This is a genomic window from Clostridium senegalense JC122 (genome assembly GCF_000285575.1).
Taxonomy (GTDB): domain Bacteria; phylum Bacillota; class Clostridia; order Clostridiales; family Clostridiaceae; genus Clostridium_J; species Clostridium_J senegalense.
This window is the reverse complement of sequence record NZ_HE611050.1, coordinates 1,277,770-1,281,719: the sequence shown is the minus strand read 5'-3', so window position 1 is coordinate 1,281,719 and position 3,950 is coordinate 1,277,770. Positions and strand designations below refer to the sequence as shown.

Sequence of the window (3,950 nt, the reverse complement as noted above, 5' to 3'; positions counted from 1 at the left end):
AAATTAAAGAAGAAACAAAAAATGAAGTGATAGTATCATTTAAAAATATGAAATGTATAATTTCATTCAATTATTATTAATATGAAAAATAATTTCTAATAATTTACATCATTAATGAACGAAAGATAAAATTTTCTTTAACTGTATTGTAAAAATACTTTAAAGTATAATGTTTATATAATTTACTGTGAAAGTAAAAGGTATAAAGAGAGGTAAAAATAAATATAATTTATTATGTTTTTATAAAGCAAAATCCATATTAGATTATTCACTTGAAAATTAAGTGATTGGAGGGGAGCTTATGAAGGATAAAAAAGTTTAATTATAATTTTAGCTATGTTAATAGTTGTCATTATAGGAGGCATTTATTATATGAAAACTAACAAGTCAAATAAAGTTTCAGGATTTGTTCAAGAGGAATATAGTATAAAAAATACAACAAAGAAAAATTTTTTAATTAAGATAAAAGAAGGATATTCAGAAGAAATTATAAATATGAATTTAATGGATAATTTTATAAAAGCTATAGACAGTAAAAAAAATGATGAGATTTATATCATAGAGTATGAAAGAAATGAGAATGGGGAAATTGTCACATCATTAAAAAAATTAAATTATGATGGAAGTGAAATTAAAGTTTTACAATATGATGTTTCAAATCAAAAGGAGTTCAAAGAAGGTGAGCTTATAGCATATAAAAAAATAACTAAAACTGGAGATAATTTTGGAGCAAGAATAGTTGGAACAACAAGTGAAGTTCAACCAATAATGGAAGGAGACATATTATTTGAATATGTTGAAAGTAATAAGGTTGAATATGAATAAAAACTAAATATAAAGGTTAATGGTCAAGAATATTAAGGAGGTTCTTAAATTTAAGAAGTTTCTTTTTAATATATGTAAAGATTCAAGGGAGGATCATCTTTTATGAATAACAAATTGAAAAAAAACCTATCAAAAGTTATGACAGTTGCACTGTTAGCATCGGTGACAGTAGGTTCAATTCCAAGTATGGCAAAGGCTGAAGAAGTTGAAAAACTTTTAAATATGCCATTAACAGTAGAAAGCAAAGAACAAATAATTAACAACTTTAAAAATGATTTAATAAAGTCAGACACTATAATTAAAGATAATCAAAATCAGGAAGAAGTTGTTAGAGTAATTGTTGAAGTCAACGGAAAGTCAGCACAAGAAATGATTCCTAGAGGATTAAGACCAACAGAAAAAGAATCTAGTCAGGTAGAAGCAGCTCAAAAACCTGTTAGAGATGAAGTTGCAACTATAGAAGGCGTAGAGGTAAGACATAGTTATACTAATGTATTTAATGGTTTTAGCGCTGAGGTGAAGAGAAAAGATATAAAACAAATAGAGGGAGTGAATGGAGTAAGAAAAGTTACAGAAGCACAAAAATATACTGAAGATATGAATAGTGCAAAGAAGCTTACTCAAATCGAAGATGTATGGAAAAAATATAGTTTAAAAGGTGAAGGTATGGTTGTAGCTATACTAGATACTGGAATAGATTATAAGCATAAGGATTTTAAAAATCCAGAGGATACTGGTAAGTTGAAGTTAAAGAAAGATGAAGTTGAAAAAGTTAAGGCAAGTGGAGTTTTAAAGGCTGATAAGAATGCTAATACTTACTTTACTGAAAAAATTCCTTTTGGATATAATTATGCTGATAGAAATGAACAAATAGTAGATTTAAGAGATTCAAAAGGACCTCACGGTGCTCACGTTGCTGGCATAGTTGGTGCTGATGGAGATGATAAGTTAATTGATACTAATGAATCAGTAAAAGGAGTTGCACCAGAAGTTCAATTGTTAGCTATGAAAATATTTTCTAATGGACCACTTGGAAAATATACTTATTCAGATGACCAGTTAGCAGCTATAGATGATTCAGTTACATTAGGTGCAGATGTTATAAATATGAGTTTAGGTTCTCCAGCAGGATATAGAGAGGATTCAGACCCGGTTCAAGATGCAATTACAAGAGCTACAAATTCAGGGGTAATGGTTGTAGTTTCAGCAGGAAATAGTTCTGCATCAACAGATCCTTATGGACTTGGTATGTTAAATGACCAAATAACAGTAGGTGCTCCTGCGTTAGCTAAGGATGCGTTAATGGTTGCAAGTTATGAAAATACTACTGTTGCAGAAAAAGTTATTGTATTTAAAGATGGTAAGGGAAAAGTTATAACTGAAGGAAGTTTTAAAGATCACCAAGTTGATTATAAAGATATGTTAAATAAAAATTATAAAATAGTTGATTGTGGATTGGGAAAAGCAGAAGAATGTAAGGATGTTAAAGGAAACATTGCTCTTATAAAAAGAGGAGGACTTACATTTATTGAAAAAATAATTAATGCTCAAAATAATGGTGCAGTTGGTGTAGTTATATATAATAAAGACGGTGATGAATCACTTATAAGTATGGCTACAGATCCAAATATTAAAATACCAGCTATATGTGTAGGAAACACTACTGGTAAGAATTTATTAAATGCTATGAAAAAAGATACAGTTCTATTTAATGGAGATTTAAAAAATGCTACAAGCGAAAATAATAATAGTTCAGATTTTTCAGATTTTACTTCTTGGGGCCCATCTCCTAGTTTAGAATTTAAACCTCAAGTAGCAGCACCAGGTGGACAAATTTTATCAACTTTAAATGAAGGTGAACATGGGGTTATGAGTGGAACATCTATGGCAGCGCCACATGCAGCAGGTTCAATGGCTTTATTAATGGAAGCTATTAAAGAATATGCACCAGAACTTAAAGGTAGAGAACTAATAGATTATGCTAAAAATATAATGATGAATACTTCAAGTGTTAAAATAGATAAATTTGCTAAAAATGTTCCTTATTCTCCAAGAAGACAAGGTGCAGGACTTGTTCAAGTTGAAGATGCTATAAGAAATAGAGTTACTGTAACAAATAATGGGGAAGCATCTGTTGCACTTAAAGAAATAAGAGGAGATAAAGCTAAATTTACTTTAGATTTAAAAAACTATGGCAGTGAAGATATAGAATATAAAGTTGAAGAGTTAGGTGGCGTTCTAACTCAAGATGAAAACACTGAATATGGTGAAATGGTAAGAGATAAAGCTTTAAATAAAAAAGATGCTAGTTTAGAATTTAGTAGTGATAAAATTAAAGTTCCAGCTAAGGGAAATGCTAAAGTAGATGTAACATTAAAAATAGGCAGTGGATTATCAGAAGATAGATACTTAGAAGGATTTATTAAATTTACACCTAAGAATGAAAAAGTGCCAACATTGGCAATACCATATTTAGGATATTATGGTGACTGGGGTAAGGAAAGTATAACAACTAATAATGCATGGGATGAAGATAAGCATATATTAGTTGAAACACTAAAATCAACTGGGGAATATCCAGGTGTATTAGTTGAAAACTTAGCAGTTACTAAAGTTAATGCAGAAGATTCTATAATGGGTGTTGTAGGTAAGAATGAAGATAAAAGTAATAAATATGATAGTTCTAAAATAGCTATAAGCCCTAATGGCGATTCTATGAATGATACAATTTATCCAGGATTATATTTGATGAGAAATGCTAAAACAGCATCAGTAGAAATAGTAGATGAAAATGGAAAATTAGTTAGAAATTTAGGAACTACAGAAAATTATAGAAAGAAAATTATTAGTTCAGAGTCAGGAATAATACCAATGATAGCTGATGATTTAGCTTGGGATGGTAAAGTGTTTGACAAATCTAAAGGTAGTTATGTAAATGTTTCAGACGGAAACTACACTTATAAAGTTAAATTAAAAGTAGATTATGAGAGTGCACAGGAGCAAGTAATAGAAATGCCAGTTAAAGTTGATACAGTTGGACCAAATGTTGAGGTCGTAAAATATGAAAATTTAGAAGATGGTGCTATAAAACTTTACTTTAAAGCTAATGATGAGTTATCTGGAGT

General features: G+C 29.4%; 2 protein-coding genes. Both read left to right on the top strand.

The features are described from left to right. Positions 1-372 precede the first annotated feature (372 nt). Positions 373-825, top strand: a complete 453-nt coding sequence (locus CSGHG_RS06645) for a hypothetical protein (RefSeq protein WP_010293631.1) — start codon at positions 373-375, stop codon at positions 823-825. 102 nt (positions 826-927) lie between these two features. Next, a partial coding sequence (locus CSGHG_RS20080; protein WP_010293630.1) for a S8 family serine peptidase occupies positions 928-3,950 on the top strand: 3,023 nt, incomplete at its 3' end.

Bases quoted from the DNA above. Each gene is read 5' to 3' on its own strand.
- CSGHG_RS06645 (WP_010293631.1), top strand. From the start codon at position 373: ATGAAAACTAACAAGTCAAATAAAGTTTCAGGATTTGTTCAAGAGGAA.